Origin of the sequence: Microcoleus vaginatus FACHB-2002 (assembly GCF_040004035.1) — a bacterium.
GTDB classification, from domain to species: domain Bacteria; phylum Cyanobacteriota; class Cyanobacteriia; order Cyanobacteriales; family Microcoleaceae; genus Microcoleus; species Microcoleus vaginatus_C.
Window position 1 is genome coordinate 263,935 of sequence record NZ_JAMPLN010000003.1, and the last position, 21,096, is coordinate 285,030.

Below are 21,096 nucleotides of genomic sequence, written 5' to 3' on the forward strand. Positions count from 1 at the left end.
CGCAATGCCAGAGCTTGAAGGCTCAACCCGTAGACCTATTGTAGTGACCATTGCCGTGATCTTTTACCTTTGGCGATCGGTATAAACTCACATCTTGCACCATTCTCAAGAACAGGCAAGATGCCTGTTCAACAAAGAGTGAATTTTATTGTGGAACAGGCATCTTGCCTGTTCATAAAAAGCTTATGGAGAATGGTACAACATTTCAGCATAAATCAAAACTCCCCTGTCCACTGCCAACAATGAAGTTTCCAGGAATCTCCTGCAACCGCAACAGCCGCCACCATATCTGAACTCGGAATTAATTCCATTAAAGACCATCTCGAAGCTTCTTCGGGGTTTCCTTCAACATTTAACAGCGCGGCAGGTTCTCCTGGTGCGAGGCTGACATCAAACTGATTCAGGGGAATAGAAAGTCCTTTCCCGACTGCTTTGATATAGGCTTCTTTGCGAGTCCAACAGGTGAAAAAGGCTTTGGGCTGGAGATGCTCTGGGAGCGAACGCAACACAGTATTTTCTAAGGGGGAAAAAAACTTTTCAGCAATCTGCAGACAAGGAAATTTGGGATTGATACCTTCAATATCGACACCAATATCTAGACTTTTGGTAATAGCAATTAGAGCCATGTTCCCTGAGTGTGACAAATTGAAACGGAGGGTGTTTCCCCCTTGGGCGGCGATGAGGGAGGGTTTGCCGTAGGGATTGTAGTCAAAGCGCAAAAGGTGAGAATTTATGTTAAGATAACGACTCAGAATCGCTCTCAGGGCGCCACGACTTACAATAAATTGCGATCGACCTTTGGGAAAATGAAAACTCTCGGCTTTTTTCCGCTCGTCGGTAGAGAGAGTCTGTTGTAAACTCTGCAAGCAAAATTCTGTTTGAGCCAGAGACACGCGCCAAACATGAATTTCGCCCGCACCCAATGTCAAGTCTAGCGGTGGAGAATTCCACGAAGGAATGACAGCAATCATATATTTACCCTGCCTTATCCAAAGCTTCCACGTACGAAATTACCGATTTTCTTCTTGATCTTGTTTCTCTTCCTTCGCACCCTACCCTTCGGGAACGGCTTCGCCGAACGCGCCTTCGCGGTTCGTTAAATAAGTCCCAATTTCAACCGTCAATAAATCCAAGTTTGCACAACTTTTCCCGCTAATTGCTGTCCCAACCAAGGCGTATTTGCCGATCGCGACTTCAGACTTGGCCCGTCAACATTCCAACTCATTTCCGGGTCGAACAAAATCAGCTCTGCAGAGACTCCTGGTGCAACGACGGGGGGCGTTTGTCCGAGACAAACGGCAGGGCCTGCGCTCAAAACTCGCCACAGTTCTAAAGCCGAAAATTCGCCCGTTTTTACCAGCCCGTGCCACAGTAAAGGCAAAGCTAATTCCAAGCCGATCGCCCCGGGCGGACTATCAGCAAAAGCCACAGTTTTCTCCTCATAAGTATGCGGATTGTGGTCGATCGCGATCGCATCAATTACACCATCTTTCACAGCTTGAATCAGCGCTAATTGGTCGCTGAGATTGCCCAACGGCGGTTCTAGGCGTAAATTCGGATCGTAGGGCAACGAAGCAGTCAGAGCATTTTTACCGCCGGAATCTTTAGAGTTTCCTGAAATTGCCCCGACATTCAACAGCAAGTGCATCCAAGTCACACTCGCAGTCACCGGCAAACCCCGCGCCTTCGCATCTCGAATCAATTCCACGCTGCGCGCTGTAGAAACGCGCATAATGTGCACTCCTGTGTCCGCAGATGCCACCAACTCCAGAATTGTCGCCAAAGCCGAAGTTTCCGCACTAGCCGGAATTCCTGGTAAACCCAAGCGCACCGACAGCGAACCCTCCCTCACCGCGCCATTTCCTGCTAAAGTTCGATCGCACGGCCACAAAGCCACCGACTTGCCCAAAGGCTTGATATACTCCAGCAAACGCCTCACCAGAGCGGGATTAGACAGCGGCAAACCGTCTGCAAAACCCACCACTGGACAGGATGCCAGCTCGCCCAACTCGGCCATCTGCTGCCCTTTAACCCCCGCTGTCAGCGCTCCCCAAAAATACAAGCGGGGCAGCCCGGGCGGCAAATTGCGGATATGTTGCTGCAACAAAGCTAAACCGGCCAAATTGTCAACAGGTGGCGAGGTATCCGGCAAAATCGCCACTCGCGTAAAACCCCCAGCCGCCGCAGCCTGCATCAAGGATTCCAGGGTTTCTCGATCCTCAAAACCCGGTTCTCCGCTGTGACTGTAGATATCAGTTAACCCCGGCCCCAAAATCAGTCCCTGGCAATCCCGCACTTGGGTGTCAGCGGGAAACTCAGCAATTTTTTCCTCAACTGCTTTGATATTACCTTCAGCAATCAGAATATCAGCGATGCGATCGCTCCCTGAAACTGGATCTAGCACCCGTACATTTTGTAGCAGTTCGCGGCTCATAACTTAAGATTTAAATATATTGAAGATGGAATATGGAAGATGGAACCGCGAAGACGCGAAGGACACGAAGGAAGAAGGAAGAAGGAAGAAAATCAACGGTTTCAGCAATTAAGAATTTCCTAACCATCGGGGGCGGTTGTTATCAACTTTTAAACTTTTTTCAGGCGGGCGAAGGGTAGCGATGGACATTGGTGTTAACTTAATCCTAAAAGCTTTGATAAATTTCGCTTTGACACGAGTCTCGATCCCCCTAAATCCCCCTTAAAAAGGGGGACTTTGAGAAGGCTTCTTTTCCCCCCTTCTTAAGGGGGCTAGGGGGGATCGAAGGCCTAATCGTCAAACAGCAGACTGGTAATACGTCTACGGGGTCGCGCCCAGGATTTTACCGATTACAGTGCTCCGGCTGCTGTTTTGTCAAAAACGCCGCCGCTCAAATGAGTTGTGACATTCATCGCTTGTAATACCGGCAAACCATCGGGGCCGTGGGGATAATCAATCACGCTAACGGCTCCGTTTCCTTGTTTGAATTTCCAGAAATGTTCGGGTTCTAAACCGAATAGGTGGCAGAGAATTGCTTTGTTAATGGCGTCGTGAGCAACGACAATCCCCGTACCAGAAACTGATTGTACAATTTCTCGCCAAGCTGCGATCGCTCTCTGCCAAACTTGCTGCAAATTCTCTCCTTCGGGCATTTGGACTGTTTCAGGAGATGTTTTCCATTCCTGTAGCAAACCCGGATAGGATTGTTCGATTTCTGATTCAAACTTTCCTTCCCAAAGTCCGTGGCTGATTTCTCTCAACTCGTCGCGCAGTTCTAGTTGCAAACCGCCGTGATATTTGAGAATAATTTCCGCAGTTTCTTTCGGGCGCAGCATGGAACTGCTAATCGCAAAGTCTAATTTTACATCCTTGAGAAATTCTGCCGCCCGCCGGGATTGTTCGCGGCCGTTATCGTTGAGAGGTACGTCAATTTGCCCTTGAAATTTACCTGCTTTATTCCAGTCTGTTTCGCCGTGACGCACCAGCAACAAGCGCGGGCCTTGGTGCCCATCCCTCGGTTTGGGAAAAATTTCCCCGGTATGGGAAGTTAAATTTAGGGATTCTAATTGAACAGGAACTTTCTTTTTTGGCTCTCCTGGCTCGTCGGTGGTAACAGGGGAATATCCAAAATTAAGGACGCTAATGCCGCAATTTGACTGCTGAATAGATTGGTAGTAATTCGGGTTAATTTCCGACGCTGTAGCAATGAGAGCGCGGTTGATTCCGTTATGACCTACTACTAGAATTGTGCCGTCCCGGTGGCGCGATAAAAGTTCTTGCCAAAAATGACGGGCGTTAGCAAAAATTGCCAATACGGGAAAGTGTTCGATTTCTCCGTCAGCAGATGGCAGTTTCATGGAAAATTTGTCTGGCTGTTTTTGCCATTGCTGATATGCTTCGGGGAATTTGTCGATCGCATCTTGGCGCAACATTCCTTCCCACAGAGGCAAATCGATTTCCATCAAATTATCAGTTGGCTGGAGTTGTGGCGGATTTGTCAAGCGCGACAGGATGATTTCCGCTGTTTCTTTGGCTCGTTGCAGGGGACTGGTATAGATGGCATCAAAGGCGATACTGCTGAGTGTGTCGCCTACTTGCAGGGCGGCGCTGCGGCCTGCTTCTGTCAAAATTGATTTATCGAGGCGGCCTTGGATGCGGCGTTCTTGATTGTAGGTGCTTTTGCCGTGACGGACTAAGATAATGCGAGTCATTCGATTTTAGATTTTAGATTTTAGATTTTAGATTTAGCCTGCTACCCCGCTGCGGGTGCGCCGTGCGGATATTACCTCATACATCGATCGCGGGTGTTTATGCCGCACTACTCCTGTAGGGTGCGCCATAAGCACCGTTGGGCTAAGGTGTGAACCTTATGTATACATCGCGGAGCGAGGATTTTTGGCGTAAGTCTTGTTGAGGCGAGTCAAAAAGATGAGCCAGTGAAATTTTACCAGTTGTCGGGATACTCTCGTCTGCAACGACCTATGATTAAAGACGGAAAAGATTTAGCCACGGATTCGCGCGGGACGGAAAAGCAGGAATGACACTGAAGCGGGTTATTTTAGGTATTTTAACGGCGATCGCGATCGCCCTGGTAGGTTTATCTTTACTTGCTAGTTGGAACCAGCCGCAAATTCAAAGCCGGCTGGAACTCTACCAGACAAATTTGCTGCTTCACGCCTCTGAGTGGCAAGGAGAAAATAATCAGAGTGCTAATTTAAGTTCGGCGCGCAACAATATTGTCGGTGCAGATCCTTTAAATACCGCTTTGACGCAATATCAAGAAGCGCGAGACTCGACTAGCAAAACTCTCGAAACAACTCAAGCACAAGTTAAACAAATTCAGTCTGCCATCGCCTCTAAGTCTGAGGATAATACTCTGAATTTGGCTCAAAATAAGGCGGCGTCAGAGTCGATCAAGCAACAGTCAGTGCTGCTAAACGAACTTGACTTGCGATTGGGAATTTTGCAGGTAAGCAGTGGCAAAACTGAGGCTGCTCTCCAAACTTGGAAAAATTTAGTTGAGCGGTACAACACTCAAATTGATTACGACTCTTCGGCGGTAACTGCTAAAGTTTTAACGGGAATTTGGAGCAATCCGGCTCAACTGCTGCCGGATGCCGAGCCGAGCATTCAAAAGTCTTTGGATGGCTGGTTTCGCTATCGCGCTCTCGCTCAACTTTACAAGCTGCAAGAACGTTCTAAAGAACTGGCGGCGCTGCAAGCAGCAGAGCAAGTAACGGCCCAGCAAGCTGTAGAAAAGTTGGCAATTATAGTTGGCGTTCCGGCGATCGCACTTTGTATTGGTACGGTTTTGCTGGTTGGTTTGACCGTGCAGTGGCTGTTGCAGCGGAAGCAGTTAGAGAAAGCAGATCCGGGGCCGCTGTTGGCGCGCAATGCGAGCTTGACTTGGGATGTGCCTTGGGACGGTGAGATTGTTTGGCAGGTGCTTGTGGTCGGCTTTTTCTTTGTCGGGCAAATCTTGATTCCCTATTTGTTGCTGCCTGTTTCTCTGGCTGTTTTAAAACTCAACCCAGCTACTTTTGACCCGCGCGACAAGGCTTTTTATATCTTTGCTACTTATTTGTTGCTGTCGGCTGGGGGGCTTTCGGTACTGTATTTTTCGGTCAAGTCTTTTTTGCCTTTGCCGGAAGGTTGGTTTCGGATTAATTGGCGGGGAAGTTGGTTTTTGTGGGGATTTGGTGGCTATTTTGTTGCTTTGCCTTTGGTAGTTTTGGTGTCGCTGATTAATCAGCAATTGTGGCAGGGACAAGGTGGCAGTAATCCGATTTTGCCGATCGTTCTCGAAGGTAGGGACAACGTGGCTTTGGCGGTGTTTTTCGGCACTGCTGCGCTCGCGGCTCCGGTTTTTGAGGAAATCGTGTTTCGGGGCTTTCTGCTGCCTTCTCTGACTCGCTATTTGCCTGTTTGGGGGGCGATTGCAGCTTCTGCTTTCTTGTTTGCTGTGGCTCACTTGAGTGTCTCTGAGATTCTGCCTTTGGCGACTTTGGGTGCGGTTTTGGGGTTTGTGTATACGCGATCGCGCAATCTACTTGCTCCTATGCTTCTCCACAGTCTTTGGAACAGCGGTACTCTCCTGAGTCTGTTTCTTTTGGGCGGCGGCGCGAGTTAATGGGGACGGTTGTTAATAATTGTGAATTAACCGGTTTTTTTTGACAGCGATGGTCAGGGCGATCGACTCTTGCCATAAATAGCAGTAGGGTGTTCGGTGCGCCCCTGATATCTAGCCCGGTAAAATAACCCGAATTCTCATAGGGCGGGTTCACCTTAATCTGTAATATTAGCCACAGATTCAGATAGACCCGCCCCGGTTCCTTACTTTAGCGGAAAAACAGGGTTTAACATGGAAGTAATATCTTGTCGGCTGATGATTGATAGACTCACCCGGGCGATCGCACCAAACGGAAGTTGACAATCCGGCTAATTTATAGCTAAATTTTAATTTAGGATGAGGCTTAAACCCATGAGCAATTTGAACAGCCGCAACTTAGAGGGAACGCCGAGTTGGATGCGTTTCGCACCCTACGCAGCCTTGGGCGTTTTAATATTTTCTCTCAATTCAGGTAGCGAACTCAATTATTTCTTGAGAGGCTACTTGGTGATTCTACAGGCTCAAGTCGGTATAGTTCTGCTGTATTTTGCGATGTCTAAGTTTCGCAAAAACCCAAATAAATGAGTAAAAATTAGTAAGATTACTTAGGTCGATCGTTAAAGGTAGAGAGTTAAAGGTCGAGCCCGCAAGTTAAAATAAAAAACTGGGGAAAGTAAAAATGGTAAAAGATAAAACCGTAGCAGTTGTGTTAGCTTTCTTTGTGGGAGGTTTCGGAGTTCACAAATTTTATTTGGGCAATAACTTAGCAGGGGTATTATACTTGCTATTTTCTTGGACATTAATTCCGTCACTGATCGCATTTTTCGATTTTATCGGGCTGCTGCTGATGTCGGAACAAGCTTTTCAGGTTCAGTACAATGGCGGCACGTTGCCGTCGGGGTATGCCCTCAGAGCAGCAAAAGATGTAACAGGGGCGATCGGCGAATTAAAAAAACTTTACGATATGGGCGCAATTACCGCCGAAGAATATGAAGAAAAACGCCAAAAACTGTTGCGAGAATTGTAATTAAGAACGCAGAAGGAAGTTCGGCAACGGATTATGTAACGGATGTAACGGATGTCAGGAAGAAGGAAGAAGGAAGAAGGAAGAAGGAAGCCCACTATTAAAAAAGTGGGATTGAAATAAGTGTGAGATCACAGCTATTTAAGGATAAAATTAAAGTGTCTCAAGATTTATACTGGCTGCGTCAAACTCCAAACTGGGTGTGGTATGCTTTTATTCCCTACTTCGGCGGATTGGCGATCGCCTATGCAGGCCAAAAGTCAAATATTCGCAGTTGGATGGGATGGGGTGTTGCAATTACTTTAGCAGCACTAGCGGTATCTTCTTCAACTAATTTGGGTACGATCTTGTGGATTGCTCAAATTGTCACTGCTTTTAGTTTGAAAAAGCGCTATCTCATCAAAACCGCACCCAGAGGTATACTGGTTCCGGCGAGTGCGACGAATGCCGAAGAACTGGCAAGCGTGCGCGGCAAAATAGATATTAATGAGTGTACCAAAGACGATATGGTCAGAATCTTGGGTTTGCCGATCGTCTACGCCAACGATATTGAATCTTTGCAAAACGAAGGCTACATTTTTACCCACGCCGAAGAGTTATCAGAAATAGCCGGAGTTCCCGAAAGTCACGTCAGACGAATCGCCCCGATGATTTGCTTCAGCTACAATTATCAAAAAGAATTGCAGTTTACTTGGAAACGGTTAAATATTCTTTCGCCGGAAGAGTTAATTGCCAGCGGTTTAGATCGGACTGTGGCGGAAAAAATAGTTAGAGAAAGGCAGAGAAAAGGCGCTTACAAATCAGTTGTCGAAGTCAAGCGGCGGACGGGACTGCCTTTTGATTCCTATCGCCATATTTGTTAATTTACGGTTGTTAGTAGGAACAGCTTATGACAACAAAATTAGAAGTTGAACGACAAAAATTGTATGATACAGATTACCTGAGATGGATGGAAACCACTGTGGAAAAGTTGCGGGTGCGCGACTATTCAAACATTGACTGGGAAAATCTGATTGCAGAAATAGAAGACATGGGGCGAAGTGAGCGCCGAAGTTTAGAGAGTAATCTGGTGGTAATTCTCCTGCACTTGCTCAAGTGGCAATTTCAACCGGCTCAAAGAAGGGGTAGTTGGAAAGGCAGCATTATCGAACATCGCAGACGCATTCGCAAAGCTTTGAAAGATTCCCCCAGTCTCAAACCATATCTTGAAGAGGTGTTGGCTGAATGCTATGCGGATGCAGCAGAACAAGCAAGTGCTGAAACTGGATTGCTTGTAGAGACGTTTCCGAAATTATGTATCTACACTTCTGTCGAGGTTCTAGATTCTGATTTTTCTGCCAGATTTTCTGCCAGATGAGATGATTCAAGGGTAGTATGGCAAAAAAGCTCGATCGCCTCCTGGTAATTGACATTAAATGCACCTGCTGGCAAAAAATCTCCCCCAGAAGGCGGACTCAGCGAAATTATAAAAAAAAGTATTTATCCTCTTGACATTTACACAAAAAAATGATATTTCAATATATTGTGAAACTCCTACTTTTCCTTAGCATCAACTCCAAGCCAGGGTAAGTTTTCAAGAATCTACCTTAAATATCAGTGGTAAGCTATCTGAATTATTATTGAAATGCAAAACGACACAATAGTAGCAGTACCGCTAACATCAAATTATGTCTGACTCTCCTCCATCCCAAATCTCCCCAGAAGCAGCACCGGAAAGTGCTGCTACCGAAAACCGCAGTGCCAAAACTAGGCAACTGTTGGGCATGAAAGGGGCCGCTAGCGGGGAAACTTCTATCTGGAAGATTCGCTTGCAATTGATGAAACCGATTACCTGGATTCCCCTAATTTGGGGCGTGGTGTGCGGGGCGGCTTCTTCTGGAAACTATGTTTGGAACCTAGAGAATTTCTTGATCGCAGCAGCTTGTATGTTGATGTCAGGGCCGTTGCTGACCGGGTACACTCAAACTTTGAACGATTTTTACGATCGCGACATCGACGCTATTAACGAGCCCTACCGTCCAATTCCCTCCGGTATCATCTCGATTCCCCAAGTAGTAACGCAAATTTTGGTATTATTAGCCGCTGGGATTGGGGTGGCTTATGCTCTAGACTTGTGGGCGGGTCATGAATTCCCGATAATGACTGTATTGACTCTCGGCGGCGCGTTTCTAGCTTATATCTACTCTGCGCCCCCGCTGAAACTCAAGCAGAATGGCTGGTTGGGAAATTATGCCCTGGGTGCTAGCTACATTGCCCTGCCTTGGTGGGCGGGTCAAGCTTTGTTTGGTACACTAGATCCCACCATTATGATTTTGACCCTGTTTTACAGTTTGGCAGGGCTGGGAATTGCGATCGTCAATGATTTCAAAAGTGTCGAAGGCGATCGGCAATTAGGGTTAAAATCTTTGCCAGTGATGTTTGGCATCAGCACCGCAGCTTGGATTTGCGTGTTGATGATCGACATCTTTCAAGCTGGGATTGCAGGCTACCTGATCAGCATCCACCAAAACCTTTACGCTGTCATTCTGCTGCTGCTGATAATTCCCCAAATTACTTTTCAGGATATGTACTTTTTGCGTAATCCCCTGGAAAATGATGTTAAATATCAGGCAAGTGCTCAGCCTTTCCTGGTTTTGGGTATGCTAGTAGCAGCATTGGCACTGGGTCATGCGAGTTAAGCAGAGTTTTGAGGTTTGAGTTAAAAAATTTTGAATTCAAAAAATCTAATTCACTTCTCAAAAAAATACCAAGCTCTGCAGCGTTAAGAAAAGTTTTGAATTTTGAGTGGTGAATTAAAATTTTTTTAATTCAAAAAACCTAATTCAAGGCAGCGTGTTATTCAAGAAAAAATGTCGAATTAAAAATTAAGAATTTAAAAAGGCTAGCTTTTTTAATTTTTAATTTTTAATCGGACTTGATGAGGTTTGAAGGTCTGAACGTGGCAGAATTTTTCTCAAATATCAAAGATACATTGAGCAAAGTCACTAACGCAATAAGCGGTAATTCCGATCGAGAACCGCCGAAGGCTGCGAAGGGCAATAAGCTCAACTCGCCGGAATCCGAGGCGGAATTTTATACACGGACAAGGGATGAGCGAGCGGAGTATGTGGTATCAGAAGATGCTGCACCTCTAGAAGAGTCAGAATATTTAGACTCAGAATATTTAGACTCAGAATATTTAGACTTAGAATATTTAGAACCAGAATACGCTCGATATCCAGTAGTCAAGCGCGAGTGGGAAGGGTTGAAGCGCTTAATTGCTTGGTTAGAAATTGAACCTCAAGTTACCAGCTTGCAAACCAAGGGAAAAGAATTGTTGCGGCCGGGATTAAGTGTGCTGGGAACTAAATCACCCCCAAAATCGGATATTAGCGAATTGCCGGAAAATAGCGCACCGCAGAACACCGAATTGCAGAGACATACGGAACTACAGGAAAATAGCGCACCGAAGGAAAATACTAAAAAACGTATCCCCCGCCGTCCTAGATTTTGGATAAGTTTAGGTGTTGCGAGTATAGGCGGGGGCGCTTTAATCTACGGTTTATGGATTTTGTACACCTTAGACAAAGGTTTGCCGGATGTTAACGATTTGTCAGCCTTTAACCGCGACGGAACGCTGACAATTAAGGCATCAGATAATACGATTTTGTTGCAGTCGGGGCCTGCAACTAGAGATAAACTGAAACTTCAAGAAATTCCCGAACTGTTGGTTAAAGCTTTTATTGCCATAGAAGACCGCCGTTTTTACCAACATCGCGGGGTGGATTATCAAGGTATTGTGCGATCGATTGTTTCTAATTTGATAGCGAGAGATTTAGTGCAGGGTGGCAGTACAATTACGCAACAATTGGCTCGCGTTGTTTTTCTTAATCAGGAAAGAAGTATTAGGCGGAAGGTTCGGGAAGCTCTTTTAGCTCAGAAAATAGAGCGGGAGTTGAGTAAAGACCAAGTTTTAGAAAGATATTTAAATCTGGTTTATTTGGGTTCGGATGCCTACGGAGTGGCAGATGCAGCTTTGGTTTTCTTTAGCAAAACAGTCGATAAATTAACTTTGGCAGAGATGGCAACTTTGGCGGGTTTGCCACCGGCACCGAGCGAATATTCGCCTTTGGTTAATCCCGATATTGCTAAGAAACGCCGCAATCTTGTGCTGCAACAAATGCAGGAAGCGAAGGTAATTACAGAGGTTCAGGCGAAGGAGGCTATGGCGGAACCGATCGCCGTTAAACCAAGTCCGCCGAAGCGATTTAAAGTAGTCGCACCTTATTTTGCTAGTTACATTCGGAAGGAATTGCCGCGCTATGTTTCTCAGGATGCTTTGGAAGCTGGCGGTTTGACTGTTGAGACGACGGTGGATTTGAAGTGGCAGAAAATAGCGGAAGAGGTTGTTAAAAATGCGATCGAAGTTGATGGTCGCCGTCAGGGTTTTGAACAGGCCGCTTTAGTTTCTATGGACACTAAGACTGGGGAAGTTAAGGCCCTGGTAGGAGGTGGAAATTTTAAGGAAAGTGAATTTAATCGCGCTACGCAGGCTTTGCGGCAGCCCGGATCGACGTTTAAAGGGTTGGTTTATGCCGCGGCGATGGCGGCTGGTTTTTCTCCCTATGACGGTTACGAAGATGAACCAATTATTATCGACGGCTATCAACCGAATAATTATGGCAAAAAATTTAGCGGTTGGCGATCGATGTCTGATGCTTTGACGCGTTCGGTGAATGTCGTAGCTGTAAAGGTGTTGATGGATGTGGGGTTTGAACCGGCGATCAAATTAGCCAACGATATGGGGATTAAGTCGAAATTGAGTCCGATTTATTCCCTGGCTTTGGGTTCTTCAGAGGTGAATTTGCTGGAGTTAACCAATGCTTACGGTACTTTAGCCGCGCAAGGGAATTTTATTGAAGCCCACGGAATTAAGCGGGTGATTAATCAGCGGGGAGATGTGATTTATCAGGCTAATTTTAAACCGAAGCGGGTTTTGGATAAGGATAGTGCTGCGATTACTACTTGGATGTTGGAGGGCGTTGTGCAAGACGGTACGGGGGGGCCTGCTGCTTTAAACGATCGCGCTGTAGCAGGCAAAACCGGTACTTCGGAAAATGTCAGGGATTTGTGGTTTATTGGTTACATTCCACAGGTGGTGACTGGGGTTTGGCTGGGGAATGATGATAATTATCCGACTTGGGGAACTAGCGGTACGGCGGCCTACAATTGGCGCGATTTTATGAGTCAAGCTGTTAAGGGAATGCCCGTTGAGAAGTTTCCGAAGTTGCCGAAGTTGGAGGGCCGCAAGGGCAGTATTAAGGCGAAACCGGTGGAGCCTAAGAGGATTATTCGCGGGATGATTGTGAATGAGGATGGGGCGATCGTACCTTACAATCCCAATCCTCAACCGAGGTATTACCCACCGCAAGAGCCTGCTTATCAAGAGCCTGCTTATCAAGAGCCTGCTTATGAAGAACCGGGATATTATCAGGAGCCTGGATATTAAGCGGGTTTTACCAACAATTGCCATCCGTCACCCAACGGTAAATCACAATCTACAAATCTAATCTTGCTTTAGTTTCACCATAAAAAAGCCGTCCATTTGATTTCGGTGCGGCCAAACTTTCACCCATCCTTCGGGTGATGGCTGTACGGGTAAATCAATTGTTGGCGGTTCGATTTGCCAGTTAGGATTGCTGTCTAAGAACGATCGAATAACTGTTTCATTTTCCAAGGGATGAATTGTGCAAGTTGCATAAACTAATACGCCGCCGGACTTGACAAATGTCGCTGCATTTGCTAGCAATTCCGATTGCAGTTGAGATTGTTGTTGAATGTTTTCGGGCGTGTGATGCCAGCGGGCGTCGGCGCGGCGGTGGAGGGTTCCCAGGCCGGAACAAGGTGCGTCTAGTAAAACTCTGTCTGCGAGGTTAACAAACTCTGGGAAATGGCGGCTGTCTCCGGTATGAATTTTAATCGATTTCATCTGGAGTCTGTCTGCATTTTCTTTAAGTTTTTTGAGTCTGCTGGCGGTTTTGTCGCAGGCATAAATTGTGCCTTCATCCTGCATTAATTCGGCGCTGTGGGTGGTTTTTCCCCCCGGCGCGGCGCAGGCGTCGATAATAGTTTCCCCTGGCTGGGGCCCTAGTAAATGGGTGACTAATTGAGCGCTGCTGTCTTGGATTGTCCACCAACCTTCGCTGTATCCGGGGAGGTTTTGGATTGCGCCGATGCTGCCATTTAGTCTTAATGCTTGTGGCAAGTTGGGGATTCTGCTAGTTGAGATGTTGTGGGATTTGAAGGCGGTTTCAATTTGGGCGATCGAGCTTTTTAAGGGATTGATTCTTAGGTCAATTGTGGGGGATTGGTTGAACCATTCACATAGTTGTTCTGTTTCCGTTTCGCCTATTTGTTCGATCCACAATTTTACCAGCCATTCGGGGAAGCTGTGCAGAATTCCTAGGCGTTCGACGGTTGATTTATAATTAGTAACTGTTAAGGGGTTTAAGTCGTTATCTGTTAAACGGATGTATTGGCGCAACAAACCGTTGACAAAACTGCTGAGTCCTGAAAATCCGTTTTCTTTTGCTAGTTGAACGGTGGTGTTGACGGCGGCGGAGGGGGGAATCTGGTTGAGATATTCGAGTTGATATAAGCCTAAATGTAGGATGGTGCGGAGTTCGGGCGGTTGTTGGGAGGATTTCTTTGTTGCTAGTTTGTCGATGATGAAGTCGATCGATCGCATTCTCCTGACGCTACCGTAAACTAATTCTGTGACTAAACGCCGATCGAGGTCGTTGAGTTGAGAATTGCCGAAAGCGCGATCGAGTGCGGCATCTGCGAATGCACCGCGGCGGTGGACTTCGCGGAGTGCGAGAAAAGCTATTTGGCGGGGATTTTGCATAACATATTACATAAAAGGACTTACACAATGTTAAGTGTATAGGGTAAATAGCTGCTTATCTAAATTATTGCAAGTTTAGTTTTCAGCTTGTTCTGGTTTTGTTGACACCAACGGTTCTAATAAATTGCGTTCTTCTATGGGAAGTTCTAGCAAAACTCGTCTATCGCCCTTGGTTTCCTTATAGCGGACAGCCGCATTCAGCAGGCGGATGGGAATTTGGAATTCTTCGTACTTGCTGGTTAGTTCTTGCCACAATTCTAACCAAGTGCGTGCGGCTTTGTCGCTGACCATTTCTGACATAAGCGCGGGGATGTTTCGCACAATTCCCTGTCCTAAGATTGAGAGATATTTGTGTTTTTCGTAAACTGCAATCAGGCTGGCGATGCGAGGTTTCCATATCGCTACATCCTTGTTTGCGAATAGGTTGAAGAAAATCAATTTAACATCATTTAGGCTGGTAATGCGATTCTGACCGATCGCTATATTCTTCTTGGCGAATAGATTGCTGATAATTAATATTGCATTATCTTCATCAGCTTCACCGTCAAGTTTAAGGCGTTGGAAGGCATCGTCTAATGCGGTAATTCCTTCCTCCCAACGATTCAATTCTAGAAGGAAAATAGCGCGTTTGAAGAAGACAGATAAATCTCGATAACCTAGTTTTATGGCTGTGTCATAAGATGCTAATGCTTCGCTGTAGCGTTCGAGATGATCCAGAACGCAGCCTCGATCAAACCAAGCATCTGTATAATTAGGGTCAATCTCGATCGCTTTGTCAGAAGATGCTAAGGCTTCTTCATACCGATTGAGATAAAATAGCAGCCAACTTCTGTTAACCCAAACTAATTTATCATTGGGATCAAGCTCGATCGCTTTTTCGCAGGATGTTAATGCCTCTTCATAGCGTTTAAGAGAGAATAGCAACCAAACTCGGTTAACCCAAAGTAAGTTAAAGTTAGGGTCAAGCTCGATCGCCTTGTCGTAAGATGCTAAAGCTTCTTCATAGCGATCGAGGTTGTTGAGTACATCGCCTCGATTGTCCCAAACCAATGGATCGTTGGGGTCAATCTCGATCGCTTTGTCGTAGGATGCTAAAGCTTCTTCGTAACGTTTGAGGTTGCTAAGCACAATACTTCGACTGTTCCAAGCAGACAAGTTATTGGGTTCTAGTTCGATAGCTTTGTCGTAAGATGCTAAGGCTTCTTCATAGCGTTTAAGACTGTTGAGTACATCACCTCGCTTAATCCAAACAAATTTATCGTATGGGTCAAGCTCAATCGTTTTGTCCCAGGATACTAAAGCTTCTTCATAGCGTTTGAGACTGTTGAGTACATGACTGCGAATATACCAAATGCTCGCTTGATTGGGGTCAAGCTCGATTGCTTTGTCTAAGGATGCTAAGGCTTCTTCATAGCGTTCAAGATTGTCGAGTAAAATTCCTCGGTTAAACCAAAAATAGCTAGAATTGGGTTCAAGTTCGATCGCTTTGTCGTAAGATGCCACAGCTTCTTCATAGCGTTCAAGGTTGTAGAGTACATCGCCTCGCACCTCCCAAATACTCGCAAGATCGGATTCCAGCTCGATCGCTTTGTCGTAAGATGCTAAGGCTTCTTCGTAACGTTCAAGCTTGTTGAGTACACGACCTCGAAGACACCAAATACTCGCATGATTCGATTCCAGCTCGATCGCTATTTCGCAGGATGCTAAGGCTTCTTCATAGCGTTCAAGGTTGTTAAGTACATGACCTCTAAAATACCAAATACTCGCAAGATCGGATTCCAGCTCGATCGCTTTGTCACAGGATGCTAAGGCTTCTTCGTAACGTTTGAGGTTCTTAAGTACATGACCGCGACTGATCCAAACAAACGCATAATTGAGGTCAAGCTCGATTGCTTTGTCGTAAGATACTAAGGCTTCTTCATAGCGATCGAGTTTGTTGAGTACATCGCCTCGAATGTGCCAAACCAAAGCATAATTAGGGTCAAGCTCGATTGCTTTGTCGTAAGATGCTATGGCTTCTTCATAACGTCCGAGGTTGTTGAGTAGATCGCCTCGATTATTCCAAATAAACGCATAATTGGGGTCAAGCTCGATCGCTTTGTCATAGGATGCTAAAGCTTCTTCGTAGCATCCGAAGTTGTTGAGTACATCGCCTCGACTATTCCAAACCAGCCCATAATTAGGGTCAAGCTCGATTGCTTTGTTGTAAGATGCTAAGGCTTCTTCGTATCGTTCAAGGTTGTTGAGTACATAGCCTCGAATATGCCAAATGCTCGCATGATTGGAATCAAGCTCGATCGCTTTGTCATAGGATGCTAACGCTTCGTCGTAACGTTTGAGGTTGTTAAGTACATGGCCTCGACTGAGCCAAACGGACGCATAATTGAGTTGAAGCTCGATCGCTTTATCATAAGCTGCTAAAGCTTCTTCATAATGTCCGAGGTTGTTGAGTACATCACCGCGACTGTCCCAAAGAAAGGCATGATTGAACTTAAGCTCGATCGCTTTGTTGTAGGATGCTAAAGCTTCATCGTAACGTTTGAGGTTCTTAAGTACAAGACCTCGAAAATGCCAAATGCTCCCATTATTGGGTTCAAACTCGATCGCTTTTTCGTAGGGTACTAAAACTTCATCGTAACCTTTGAAGTTGTTATGTACACCGCCTTGAAGATGCCAAATGCTCGCGTTACTGGGTTCAAGCTCGATGGCTTGGTCGCAGGACGCTAAAGCTTCTTCATAGCGTTCAAGGTTGTTGAGTACAAGGGCTCGTTTAACCCAAAGCCAGTTAACATTAGGTTCGATCTCGATCGCTTTGTCGTACGATGCTACAGCTTCCTCATAACGTTCGAGGTCGTTAAGTAAACTGCCTAGACTACTCCAAGCAGACCAATAATTGGGTTCAAGTTTGATCGCTTTGTCTAAGGATGCTAAAGCTTCTTCGTAACGTTCAAGGTTATTGAGTACACTGCTTCGACTATCCCAAAGCGACGCATCATTGGGGTCAAGTTCGATCGCTTTGTCTAAGGATGCTAAAGCTTCTTCGTAACGTTCAAGGTTATTGAGTACATTGCCTCGACTATCCCAAAGCGACGCATCATTGGGGTCAAGTTCGATCGCTTTGTCGCAAGATGCTAAGGCTTCTTCATCGCGTCCGAGATACCTGAGTACATAGCCTCGAATAAGCCAAATAATCGTATGATTGGGATCGACCTCGATTGCTTTGTCGTAAGATGCTAAAGCTTCTTCATGGCGTCCGAGGTTATTCAGTACACAGCCTCGACTGTTCCAACTCCACACATTATTGGGATCGAGAGCGATCGCTTTGTCGCAGGATGCTAATGCCTCTTCATAACGTTTAAGATAGAATAGCGACCAACTTCGATTAACCCAGAGCAAGTTAAAATTAGGGTCAAGTTCTATCACTTTGTCCCAAGATGCTAAGGCTTCTTCATAACGTTCAAGGTTGTTGAGTACCTCAGCTCGAAGATACCAACTGCTCGCGCGATCGGACTCAAGCTCGATTGCTTTGTCGTAAGATGCTAAAGCTTCTTCGTAAAGTTCAAGGTTATCTAGTATCTCGCCTCGAAGATGCCAAATACTCGCACGATTGGACTCAATCTCGATCGCTTTGTCGCAGGATGCTAATGCTTCTTCATAGCGTTTAAGGTTGTTGAGTACATAGCCTCGACCATGCCAAAGACTAGCATGATTGGACTCAAGCTCGATCGCTTTGTCGCAGGATGCTAAGGCTTCTTCATAGTTTCCGAGGTGATTGAGTACAGAACCTCGAAAATGCCAAAGACTAGCATGATTGGATTCAATCTCGATTGCTTTGTCGCAGGATGCTAAGGCTTCTTCGTAGCGTTTGAGGTACTTGAGTGCATGACTTCGAGCATACCAAAGGCTCGCATTATCGAGTCCAAGCTCGATCGTTTTGTTTAAGGATGCTAAAGCTTCTTCATACCGTTCGAGCTTGTAGAATACACCGCCTTGCATCATCCAAGCTTGCCAATCGTTGGGTTCTAGATCGATCGCCCGATCGAAAGATTCTAATGCTTCATCATACCGTTCGAGATTGTCCAAGCAACTTGCTTTTTCCAACCAATCTTTTGCCTGACCGCGAATTGCCAGCAGTTTATTTGCGATATTTAAAGCAGAAAAATAGTCTTTCTTCTCTTTGAAACTTTCAATTTCTTGCACGCAAGCTGCCACGCGAAGTTTTTCATAATCATCGGCTTCTCTTGCCTGAAGCGCACGCAGCAAATATTCTCGCTCAACTAAAGCATTAGGCGGTATAGTTTCCCGACTTATCTGATACTTCAAATGACTTTCTTCCGAATTATTATTAACTAGCTCTTTCTCGATCGCAGCAAATCCTACTCCCAAGCGCTCCAATCGCTGTTTCAGCTCTTCTTTCGTGTACCACAACCGCAAAAAATCCACAATTAAACTAATCGGCTCACCCCGATGCTTCTTCACATCCATGCAAAAGCGCATCAGCACTTCTTGAAGTTCATAATACGACTCGCGCCCGATCGATTCGCTCGTCACATAACCCATTCCAGACAGTTGTTTAAGTTGGCTGGATGCTGTCTGATGCGTCATAAAACAGCGTTGGGCAATCTCTTTAACCATCACAGCCCCGCGCCGATCGCACAAAAATTCAACTATCTTTCTTTGCTGTGGCGAAAGCCACGCCATCCGCGCCTGATAGTACGGTGTCAACTCATCCAGCGTTTGCAAAAACGGTTTCACCAGTCGATCGAGCGAGTCGCGGGTCAAAAATTCCGCAAAAATCATATAAACGCGGTGGTTGCCCCCAGCCAAGTGATGGATGGCTTCAATTCGAGAACGTCCCGTTGGCGTTTCTATGAATAACTCTAGTTCTTTGTTGCCCTCTAATTTAGCGATATTTTTCAATAACCCGACAACTTGATCTAAATTTAGTTTTTCTAAATAGTGGCGATTGAAAAAGTCGTAGAATGGCGCTTTTTTATGGTCGATTCCTTTGAATAAATGCTGAGATGTCGCGAAAATCGTACAGAAAGGATAAATTTCTAAATAGTCTCGGAATTGCTGCTGCCCGCTGTCGGCCAACCCTTCAAACAAATCATCCAGATTTTCTACAAGTAAAAGGAGAGTGCGATCGCCCGCAAAATCTTTCAGCAATTCTGCTGCTGTCTGTTGAGCGCTATCGGGTAATTCACCGTAAAGCGATTCTACCCGATCGAACAATTCAGCCTTGTATTCAGCCGGATATTCTGATTGGAGCGACCGCAAAATTCGCAGGAGCAAATCGAGAAACGACGTGACGCCCCACTCTTCCTCCCGCAACCAAGCAATCAGCACTTTTTCCCGCAAATCCTCCATTGTGGAAACGCGGTGATACATTAGCGAGACTAAGTGCGTCTTCCCAATACCTCGCATCCCAATCAATAGGTGATGCTGCTTGATTGGCTTGAGGATGCTCAACCGGATTGACTCGACTAGCTCGTTTGCCAAATCGTGACGCTGCACCAACATCTCCTCTAAATCTTCGTGCTTCATCAGACTGGGCGTGAAGCGAGAGACAAGTGTACCTTTCATACTGTCAACCCCCTGGATAGTAACTGGGGACGAGAAATTCTGGTCGATCCGTTTTCCATGAAATGCTTGTTATACAAGGCTTTGAAGTTTAATAAATCTACTTTACCATATAATATAAAAATATGAGTTATTTCTATTGTATATTTTTTAAAGCAGTGTTAGACTGCCCTTAACAAGCAAATAAGCGCCCCAGCTTTTACTAGAGACGCTTTCGATCGCTTGTTTTTTTCAGAGCGACTGGGTGCCACCAGAAACGCTCGTCAATTTCCCATTTTTATGGTCTTTGTACAGACCAAGGAGTTTATATGTCTGATTTTAGCACCAACCAAGTCATTCTGGTTTCTACGGCTCCAACTGATTCGGCAACACCGCCTGAAACTGGAAATTTCATGCCTTTACTGATGTACGGAGGAGTGGCAGTAGCCGTGATTTTTGCGATGGCTTACTTTTCCCAAACTTTGCTCAACTCAATTACTCAGTTGACCAAAACCCTGAACAAAAAACACAAATAATCACTGGTTCCCTGGTTCCCGGGCTCTGCCTGGGAATCGATACCCAGAGACTCTGCCTCGCAAGTCTTAGACTCGCGGGAGGCAGAGCCTCCAAATCTGCGTCCCCAGGCAGAGCCGGGGAACAAGAAAAAATCTGAAAAATATTCCTTAAGACTTGTTAGAATACACAAAACTTCATACTTTCCCCAACTCTGGATGACCTTTTTCAACGCCTCCGAACCCCTAATCCGCTGCAAACAGGAACATCTCGACGTACAAGACATCGAGGGCCTGTTGCAACTCCGCTGGCAAATTGGAAATATTACTCTTTTCTCAGGACTTTATACCCGCATCGACCAAACTTTTCTGCTTTGGGGTTTGGTGACAGGGGGGATTTTTTTTACGGCTCAGTTTGTCCCCATCAGTTGGAGCTTTCAGGCGATTCTGTGGTCAAGTTTGACTCTAATTGGCACTGCGGCAATGGCCGTTTTGACTTTGTTTTGGGTAAGAGTCGAGCGAGTTAGCTGGATTCTTTACTCTTGGGCGATTTTGATGATAACTGGTTTGGTTCTGACCGATTGCAGTATTTTTGCCGGTTGGGGAGGTTTGTTGCTGCACCTTTGCGATTTGTGGTTGGGGTTGAGCGCGATCGGCTATTTGTTGACGGGATTAGGTTTGCGATCGCGCACTTTTCTCCTGATCGGACTAACTCATTTATTTAGCATCCCTCTATTAACTTTTGTTGCACCTTGGCAATATCTAACCACAGGAATAATTATGGCCGGCTGTTTGTTGTTATTGTCCGAATTGCAGTGGGATATGCGATCGCCGATCGACAATACTTTGCTAAGCGCAGAACAGAAAGAATTTAACAAAATTCAACAGCAACTGCGACAGAGTGGCGCGATTGTATCCAAATAAATCACAAATGTAAAGAATTCTGTACAATAGCTAACACTTTCCACAAATCGTACACAATAGAAAGATACAGCATAAATAAAAAACAAACTTTAACCAGAACAGGTG

The 21,096-nt window shown here is 45.7% G+C and carries 14 protein-coding genes; 9 read left to right on the forward strand and 5 right to left on the reverse strand.

From position 1 onward, the window contains the following. Nucleotides 1-215 precede the first annotated feature (215 nt). The 3 genes from NDI35_RS04150 to NDI35_RS04160 form a co-directional block, all read right to left on the reverse strand. Nucleotides 216-971 (reverse strand): 4'-phosphopantetheinyl transferase family protein, encoded by a 756-nt coding sequence (locus tag NDI35_RS04150; RefSeq protein WP_445311607.1) that lies wholly within the window; start codon nt 969-971, stop codon nt 216-218. A 149-nt stretch (nt 972-1,120) separates the two neighbouring features. Continuing rightward, on the reverse strand, nt 1,121-2,434 hold the full coding sequence (locus tag NDI35_RS04155; protein WP_445311608.1) for a dihydroorotase: 1,314 nt from the start codon (nt 2,432-2,434) through the stop codon (nt 1,121-1,123). Between the two features lie 389 nt (nt 2,435-2,823). Continuing rightward, nucleotides 2,824-4,185, reverse strand: a complete 1,362-nt coding sequence (locus NDI35_RS04160) for a histidine phosphatase family protein (RefSeq protein WP_333310148.1) — start codon at nt 4,183-4,185, stop codon at nt 2,824-2,826. Nucleotides 4,186-4,511: 326 nt separating this feature from the next. On the opposite strand from NDI35_RS04160, the gene NDI35_RS04165 reads away from it, so the two are divergent. The 7 genes from NDI35_RS04165 to NDI35_RS04195 all read left to right on the forward strand — a co-directional run bounded on the left by NDI35_RS04165 (nt 4,512) and on the right by NDI35_RS04195 (nt 12,595). Beyond that, the gene (locus tag NDI35_RS04165; RefSeq protein WP_445311609.1) at nt 4,512-6,104 is read left to right on the forward strand and encodes a CPBP family intramembrane glutamic endopeptidase; all 1,593 of its coding nucleotides are present in this window, start codon (nt 4,512-4,514) and stop codon (nt 6,102-6,104) included. Between the two features lie 351 nt (nt 6,105-6,455). Then, nucleotides 6,456-6,668: a hypothetical protein gene (locus NDI35_RS04170; RefSeq protein WP_445311610.1), complete on the forward strand. Its 213-nt coding sequence runs from the start codon at nt 6,456-6,458 to the stop codon at nt 6,666-6,668. 94 nt (nt 6,669-6,762) lie between these two features. Next, a complete protein-coding gene (locus NDI35_RS04175; RefSeq protein ID WP_333045272.1) occupies nt 6,763-7,110 on the forward strand; it encodes an NINE protein in 348 nt (115 codons plus the stop codon). 155 nt (nt 7,111-7,265) lie between these two features. Beyond that, on the forward strand, nt 7,266-7,970 hold the full coding sequence (locus tag NDI35_RS04180; protein ID WP_445311611.1) for a helix-hairpin-helix domain-containing protein: 705 nt from the start codon (nt 7,266-7,268) through the stop codon (nt 7,968-7,970). Nucleotides 7,971-7,996: 26 nt separating this feature from the next. Beyond that, nucleotides 7,997-8,464: a DUF29 domain-containing protein gene (locus tag NDI35_RS04185; protein ID WP_445311612.1), complete on the forward strand. Its 468-nt coding sequence runs from the start codon at nt 7,997-7,999 to the stop codon at nt 8,462-8,464. Nucleotides 8,465-8,774: 310 nt separating this feature from the next. Continuing rightward, on the forward strand, nt 8,775-9,785 hold the full coding sequence (gene chlG / locus NDI35_RS04190) for a chlorophyll synthase ChlG (protein WP_333035306.1): 1,011 nt from the start codon (nt 8,775-8,777) through the stop codon (nt 9,783-9,785). Between the two features lie 239 nt (nt 9,786-10,024). After that, on the forward strand, nt 10,025-12,595 hold the full coding sequence (locus NDI35_RS04195; RefSeq protein WP_445311613.1) for a transglycosylase domain-containing protein: 2,571 nt from the start codon (nt 10,025-10,027) through the stop codon (nt 12,593-12,595). A 57-nt stretch (nt 12,596-12,652) separates the two neighbouring features. Here NDI35_RS04195 and NDI35_RS04200 read toward each other — a convergent pair whose 3' ends face one another. Continuing rightward, complete coding sequence (locus NDI35_RS04200; RefSeq protein ID WP_445311614.1) at nt 12,653-13,993, reverse strand: 16S rRNA (cytosine(967)-C(5))-methyltransferase; 1,341 nt, start codon at nt 13,991-13,993, stop codon at nt 12,653-12,655. Between the two features lie 75 nt (nt 13,994-14,068). After that, entirely contained in the window at nt 14,069-19,579 is a 5,511-nt protein-coding gene (locus NDI35_RS04205; RefSeq protein ID WP_445311615.1) for a tetratricopeptide repeat protein, read from the reverse strand. A 305-nt stretch (nt 19,580-19,884) separates the two neighbouring features. Between NDI35_RS04205 and NDI35_RS04210 the strand changes: the two genes are divergently transcribed. Both NDI35_RS04210 and NDI35_RS04215 read left to right on the forward strand, forming a co-directional pair. Next, a complete protein-coding gene (locus tag NDI35_RS04210) occupies nt 19,885-20,091 on the forward strand; it encodes a hypothetical protein (RefSeq protein WP_445311616.1) in 207 nt (68 codons plus the stop codon). Nucleotides 20,092-20,286: 195 nt separating this feature from the next. After that, a complete protein-coding gene (locus tag NDI35_RS04215; protein WP_445311617.1) occupies nt 20,287-20,991 on the forward strand; it encodes a hypothetical protein in 705 nt (234 codons plus the stop codon). Nucleotides 20,992-21,096 lie beyond the last annotated feature (105 nt).

Excerpts from the sequence above, each read along its gene's own strand:
- NDI35_RS04160 (WP_333310148.1), bottom strand. The coding sequence starts at position 4,185 with ATGACTCGCATTATCTTAGTCCGTCACGGCAAAAGCACCTACAATCAA.
- NDI35_RS04185 (WP_445311612.1), top strand. The coding sequence starts at position 7,997 with ATGACAACAAAATTAGAAGTTGAACGACAAAAATTGTATGATACAGAT.
- NDI35_RS04155 (WP_445311608.1), bottom strand. The coding sequence starts at position 2,434 with ATGAGCCGCGAACTGCTACAAAATGTACGGGTGCTAGATCCAGTTTCA.
- NDI35_RS04215 (WP_445311617.1), top strand. The coding sequence starts at position 20,287 with ATGACCTTTTTCAACGCCTCCGAACCCCTAATCCGCTGCAAACAGGAA.
- NDI35_RS04170 (WP_445311610.1), top strand. The coding sequence starts at position 6,456 with ATGAGCAATTTGAACAGCCGCAACTTAGAGGGAACGCCGAGTTGGATG.
- NDI35_RS04195 (WP_445311613.1), top strand. The coding sequence starts at position 10,025 with ATGAGGTTTGAAGGTCTGAACGTGGCAGAATTTTTCTCAAATATCAAA.
- NDI35_RS04210 (WP_445311616.1), top strand. The coding sequence starts at position 19,885 with ATGTCTGATTTTAGCACCAACCAAGTCATTCTGGTTTCTACGGCTCCA.
- NDI35_RS04150 (WP_445311607.1), bottom strand. The coding sequence starts at position 971 with ATGATTGCTGTCATTCCTTCGTGGAATTCTCCACCGCTAGACTTGACA.
- NDI35_RS04165 (WP_445311609.1), top strand. The coding sequence starts at position 4,512 with ATGACACTGAAGCGGGTTATTTTAGGTATTTTAACGGCGATCGCGATC.
- NDI35_RS04200 (WP_445311614.1), bottom strand. The coding sequence starts at position 13,993 with ATGCAAAATCCCCGCCAAATAGCTTTTCTCGCACTCCGCGAAGTCCAC.
- chlG (WP_333035306.1), top strand. The coding sequence starts at position 8,775 with ATGTCTGACTCTCCTCCATCCCAAATCTCCCCAGAAGCAGCACCGGAA.
- NDI35_RS04175 (WP_333045272.1), top strand. The coding sequence starts at position 6,763 with ATGGTAAAAGATAAAACCGTAGCAGTTGTGTTAGCTTTCTTTGTGGGA.
- NDI35_RS04205 (WP_445311615.1), bottom strand. The coding sequence starts at position 19,579 with ATGAAAGGTACACTTGTCTCTCGCTTCACGCCCAGTCTGATGAAGCAC.